The following is a 4932-nucleotide window of genomic DNA, read 5'->3' as shown; positions in this document are numbered from 1 at the left end:
TTGCTCTTACCAACCCCCTACCCGCTACCCCCTACCACGGTCAAATCGAAATCTCGCTATCGACAGTTTTTATGATTTCAAGAAGGCTTCCCATTCAAAGAAGATCGCGAGGAGTTCTTTGTCTAGATAGTGCAGTGCCTTGGTTCTTATGTCATACGGTATGCTGTAGTAAGCTTCGGCTATCGCTCCGGTTATTGCTGCGATTGTGTCGCTGTCTCCGCCAAGCGAAACCGCAGTGCGGACTGCATCTTCGAATGAATCTGATTCTAGGAAGCACTGTATGGCCTGTGGCACTGTTTCCTGACAGGTTTCATTGAAGTCATATGATGGGCGAATCTCGTCGATTGTGAAATCCAGAGAGTAGTAATCTCTTGAGATCCTGACGCGAATATCCCGCTTTGAGAAGCCTTGACACGCAAGGAAAATGGCAATGGTAGTCGCCTCAGCCCCCTTTATCCCTTCCGGGTGGTCGTGAGTGACAGAGGTTATCGTTTTTGAGAGGCTTATCGCTTCCAATTCATTTCGCGCAGTGAATCCCACAGGGCCAATGCGCATAGCAGCTCCGTTGCCGAAGCTATTGTACGGCCGAGGGTTGGCGCTGAATATCCATCTTCCAAACATTCCCCCATAACCGCAGTTAGGATAATTTCGACCGATCTGCTGCATATATTTCACTGTAAGCTCTCTTAGCAGACGGTCATAGCACATACTCAGCCTGTAGTCTTCTCGCGATTTGTCAACAACCTTCTCAGTTTCCATGATCGCTTTGGCAACGGCAAGGCTCATTATACTATCGTCCGTAGCAAAGCACTCATCTGTGAATAGTTCAAAGGCCTTGCTTCGGTGATTATTGAACTCAAATCTCGACCCGACGATATCGCCGACAATTGCTCCCAGCAAAGTTCACACCCCACCTCTTTCATGTTGCTTGAGATTTTCCATTCCAAGTGTAACATCATCGACCTGAACGCAGCTGGAGGTTCCCACCCTATGCCTCTTCAGATGAATCTAGCAGCTCTTATCCTTTCCTGGAGATCGCCTGTGATTGCATGGAGCACAGTATTGTTTGTCAACATAAATCCGCTCCACTTGATAGAATCGTCCTTTAAACTAACTTGCGGGAGCTGAATGAGTTATGTTGGCAATAAGCAGGTGAGTGAAGTCAGTATGCAGAATGGAGCGGATGTTGTGGATGAGAAGATCAAAGAGGCTCTAGTGATTAAGAACGAGAGGAGCATCAAGGCGGTGATTGAGAAATCGAAGCGTGTCTGCCCGGACTCGGTAGCGTTGGTCGGCATCTATGGTTCATTTGCCACTGGAGACATACACGACAAGTCTGATTTAGATCTCTTCATTGAATAAACGATTCGAAAGGATACAGAATAGGTTCATGCTTCATTTTGGGAGACGTTGCTCATGATATCTACTGCACGAGCTGGCAGCAGCTTGAAGACATGGCTAAATATTCGACACCATACATCTCAAGGCTGATGGACGTGAACATCGTCTACTACCGTGACTACAAGCAACCTCAGAGGTTTATGGAGCTTCGCGGTAAAGCTATGGAACGTCTGAACAGCCCGCTGAATTAACACGATCTGAGGAATATATTGATGCATTTCGGGTAGGCTCAGAAGACTTACGCAGAGTTGGTTCTGAGTGAAGAGTCCGGAAGAGTCAAATACGAGTCGGCCAAATTGATCAACTCTATCGAAATGATCATGTATCTAATCAACAAGTCATATGTAAGTCTTGGGTCTAGACACATACCTGAAGAGATCGAAAGGATGCGGGAATTACCGATTGGATTTCCAGGTCATTACAGACGACTCATCGAGGCCGATACACTGCGTTCAATTAAAGAGAGCGCAACTTCGCTTTTGCGGTGTACGGGGGAGAAGATAGAAGAGATCAAGTACAGAGTTAAGGGCAAGAAGAAACTTGATTCGCAGGCTCTTACAGGTAGTTACGAGGAAATCTATTCGAACTGGAGAAACAAGATGGAGCTTGCCGCAAAGACCGACAACAAGTACTTGTCTCTCATGACGGCCGCAAGTTGCCAGCGATTCTACGATGAAATGAGAGAGGAGTACGAAGGCGTGTCTATCGATCTGATGAAGCACTTCGATATCAACGATTTACAGAGGTCGGCGAGGACCTTCGACGAAGCAATGGAAGAGTACAGATTGCTCTATGACGAAAACAGAGTCCAGGTGAAGAAGTATCAGACAATCGAAGAGTTCGAAGAGGACTATCTTGCGTAACTTCATAAACCGGATAGCTGGATACAACATGCTTTGGATACTATATAAAGATGTTCGCACCAGTTGCTGACTGAGAATCGGAAACAAGAATCTCCAGGAAGAAAGATTCGGGGCTCTGAAAACCCTCTGCCCTGTATTACGTATGCAGTGGCCGCTTTTCTTCTGGAATGCTCGGTAAAGTCCTTCTTTGAGAGCTTCAAAGAGAAGGGCTTCTAAGATGCGCTTTTCATAAGCTGTTTAGAGAGTCAATTGTCTTCTGAGTCTGTTTGGCTTTGATTCTTCGAGTTGGGTCGCCAGTTCTTGAAGAAGGTTTCTCTTGGCCTGGCAAGATCTCATTAGAGCTGTTTTCGAGCTGTACCGTTCCATGTCTTCTTGTCGATGAAAAGGGCCCTTTGGAGACTACTGTTATCAGCAATTTGTGTTGGAACGATAGCTCCGGTCTAGTCTTGCGTCCTATTCTGCTTTCTCTAATATGTGTTCTTCAGGCGTTCATCAGGGTCGTCAAAGTGGATTTGCATCCGATCGAAGGATTCGGGGTCGTACTCTCTTCCCAGCCAGTCGATCAGATCTTCTCGATCAGGGTGCTTCTTATTCTTCATTGCCTCAACAAGATCACGATAACCCATTGTTCCTCCAACATCTTCAGGCGGGCAGGCTCGTTCACCGGCGATGCATCTAGGATACTTGACACTCAAGTCTCTACCGAGAACCTCTTCGAGAAGAATATCGTGGATCCAGTTGTCTCCGAAATCATAGAGGTATGACGCCTTTCGGTTATGAATCGAGAGATAATCGGAAATGCGCAGTTTTCTGGAATCGAGAACCTCCTTGAAATCGTCTTCAATAGGAAGCCCTATATAAACAAGCTCGTCACTCTTCGGATCAACGACCTGAAATTCGTGTAGATGGTAATCAGACCAGCCCATAGCATCCTGAATTGCGACGTGAAGATCCCAGAAAGTGTAGATGTCCGGAACCTGTATTCGTCGCCAGATTAACGGTGTGATGTCAAGAAGCATTATCTTGAACTGATAGATCAGCTTGTATCCCTTCTTCATCTTTTCTCCTCGCTTATGGTTGGATAAACTATTATAGTGCTCTACCCATTCATGGGACAACACGTTTGGCTAATGGGATTCATAAAGACACATTGGAGACCGAGAGTTGTGGTTGTAGGCGATCCACCCTCGGAGAAGAGAGAGAAATCAGTTCCACCAGATGCAAGTTGCTGGGATTATCGGTTCTCCGAGAAAACCTAGAGAGCGAGAAGACGTTTTGAGTTTGAGGTGAAGCCTCGCTTCTAGAAAAACCATATTCGAGAGTATCAAGAGCAAGGAGAGAAAGCAGATCATGCATAGTAAGAAAAAGCAAAAGGCCGGGGTCGGGGGTTGCGGTAGGGATTGGAAAGAGCAAAGCGATATCAGTTGGCCGTTAAACGGTTCTCCTTTAGCCGAGGGAAAAACCAGTGCTTCGTTCTTGGTCAACCAGAAAAGCTACATGAGACGAAAAAAGAAGGGTAAGACTCTGAATCAAGTTCAGATGACGCGTTGTGACATTTTTGCTTTCAGGTCTCTAGCCTGCAACTGGAACAAGCAACTCCTCACTGCTCTTCGAAGGACGGCTCTTACAGCATGACGGAATCTGAGTTTTTCGCTCTACCGCTTGCAACTTGGAACATGCAACTTGGAACTGCTTTTTCAAAGGACGTCTCCTCACAGCGTGCAGCGTCACTTAGCAAGCGTACAGCGATTCTTATGGAGCCGGTCAGTCCCCATTTTCGCTTCTCGGTCTTTCACAGAGCGCAACGAACGTCCGACAGTGCTCTTTCTTCTTTGACCGGCTGATCATACGTTATTGGTGGGGAGTTGGCTCAGAAGAGCTTTGCTTCATATCTTGCTTTCTTGTATGAGCTTGAGTGTCTCTCTTGTAGTTGCGACTCTGATCAATGCTCTTACTCGCTCTTCAAAGAAGTCTTTGTCGCCTGTAACAAACACATCTGGTCTAGCCTTAATAGCGGAAGCAAGAATTGGAGCATCGTACTCGTCTCTGATTATCTCAATACATTGCTCCACTTCGCTTCTGTCTGGAAAGGGCAGTATTTCTGCATCAATTGACTGGAGAATACCCTCGTAATCTTCGATCACACCTGGGAACTTCCTTCTCAATACTCTCTCAACCTCTGAAACACTGAACCTCGCAAGCAGAAGCACATGATTGGAATGCACCATGGTATGCAAGAGGAGTCCTTCCATTCCGTCGAAAACAATGCCTGAGAGGAATGTGTTCGAATCAATCATCACTCTCATGATAAATCTCTGTGAAGAGCTTCTTTCTGACCTTTTCCAGCTCGTTTTCCAATTCTTCCTTAGTATAGCCTCTGGCCTCCGCCTCTTTCTGAAACTCCTTGACTATCATGTCGAAAGGCGACACCAGCTGATAGATTATCTTATCTCCTTCCACAGAGACCTTGAACCTGCTGTCGGGAGTGATCTTCAGTTTATCTCTCGCTTCCTTTGGTATTGTTATTTGTCCTCTCTCCGTTGGCCTAAGTAATCTGGTCGACACGCCATCACCTCCAGCAAGTAATATGATATCATGAATTCATATTTCCTATGTATGATCAGTTTTCTTCATCAACGAAGCTGTTAAACGAGATCAATTATGAAAT

Annotated in this window: 7 protein-coding genes; 3 read left to right on the top strand and 4 right to left on the bottom strand. The window is 46.0% G+C overall.

The window, feature by feature from the left end; all coding sequences use genetic code 11:
- Positions 1-69 precede the first annotated feature (69 nt).
- Positions 70-900, bottom strand: coding sequence for an ADP-ribosylglycohydrolase family protein (locus B3N33_RS01030; RefSeq protein WP_214078425.1), 831 nt, complete (start codon positions 898-900; stop codon positions 70-72).
- A gap of 228 nt (positions 901-1128) precedes the next feature.
- Between B3N33_RS01030 and B3N33_RS01025 the strand changes: the two genes are divergently transcribed.
- From B3N33_RS01025 to B3N33_RS01015, 3 genes are all read left to right on the top strand, one after another.
- Positions 1129-1362, top strand: a complete 234-nt coding sequence (locus B3N33_RS01025) for a nucleotidyltransferase domain-containing protein (protein ID WP_292591869.1) — start codon at positions 1129-1131, stop codon at positions 1360-1362.
- A 92-nt stretch (positions 1363-1454) separates the two neighbouring features.
- Positions 1455-1592, top strand: a complete 138-nt coding sequence (locus tag B3N33_RS01020) for a hypothetical protein (RefSeq protein WP_214061013.1) — start codon at positions 1455-1457, stop codon at positions 1590-1592.
- 57 nt (positions 1593-1649) lie between these two features.
- On the top strand, positions 1650-2264 hold the full coding sequence (locus tag B3N33_RS01015; RefSeq protein ID WP_214061014.1) for a hypothetical protein: 615 nt from the start codon (positions 1650-1652) through the stop codon (positions 2262-2264).
- A gap of 467 nt (positions 2265-2731) precedes the next feature.
- Here B3N33_RS01015 and B3N33_RS01010 read toward each other — a convergent pair whose 3' ends face one another.
- The 3 genes from B3N33_RS01010 to B3N33_RS01000 all read right to left on the bottom strand — a co-directional run bounded on the left by B3N33_RS01010 (position 2732) and on the right by B3N33_RS01000 (position 4829).
- A complete protein-coding gene (locus B3N33_RS01010; protein WP_102818906.1) occupies positions 2732-3322 on the bottom strand; it encodes a plasmid pRiA4b ORF-3 family protein in 591 nt (196 codons plus the stop codon).
- An 828-nt stretch (positions 3323-4150) separates the two neighbouring features.
- The gene (locus B3N33_RS01005) at positions 4151-4570 is read right to left on the bottom strand and encodes a putative toxin-antitoxin system toxin component, PIN family (RefSeq protein WP_214061306.1); all 420 of its coding nucleotides are present in this window, start codon (positions 4568-4570) and stop codon (positions 4151-4153) included.
- Positions 4554-4829, bottom strand: a complete 276-nt coding sequence (locus tag B3N33_RS01000) for an AbrB/MazE/SpoVT family DNA-binding domain-containing protein (RefSeq protein ID WP_214061305.1) — start codon at positions 4827-4829, stop codon at positions 4554-4556. Before B3N33_RS01000 ends, B3N33_RS01005 begins: the two co-directional genes overlap by 17 nt.
- Positions 4830-4932: the final 103 nt, after the last annotated feature.

Origin of the sequence: Mesotoga sp. UBA5825 (assembly GCF_002432955.1) — a bacterium.
GTDB lineage: Bacteria > Thermotogota > Thermotogae > Petrotogales > Kosmotogaceae > Mesotoga.
The sequence above is the reverse complement of the archived record's forward strand: the minus strand, read 5'-3'. Positions and strand labels throughout refer to the sequence as shown.

Bases quoted from the DNA above. Each gene is read 5' to 3' on its own strand.
- B3N33_RS01025 (WP_292591869.1), top strand. From the start codon at position 1,129: ATGAGTTATGTTGGCAATAAGCAGGTGAGTGAAGTCAGTATGCAGAAT.
- B3N33_RS01020 (WP_214061013.1), top strand. From the start codon at position 1,455: ATGGCTAAATATTCGACACCATACATCTCAAGGCTGATGGACGTGAAC.
- B3N33_RS01010 (WP_102818906.1), bottom strand. From the start codon at position 3,322: ATGAAGAAGGGATACAAGCTGATCTATCAGTTCAAGATAATGCTTCTT.
- B3N33_RS01005 (WP_214061306.1), bottom strand. From the start codon at position 4,570: ATGAGAGTGATGATTGATTCGAACACATTCCTCTCAGGCATTGTTTTC.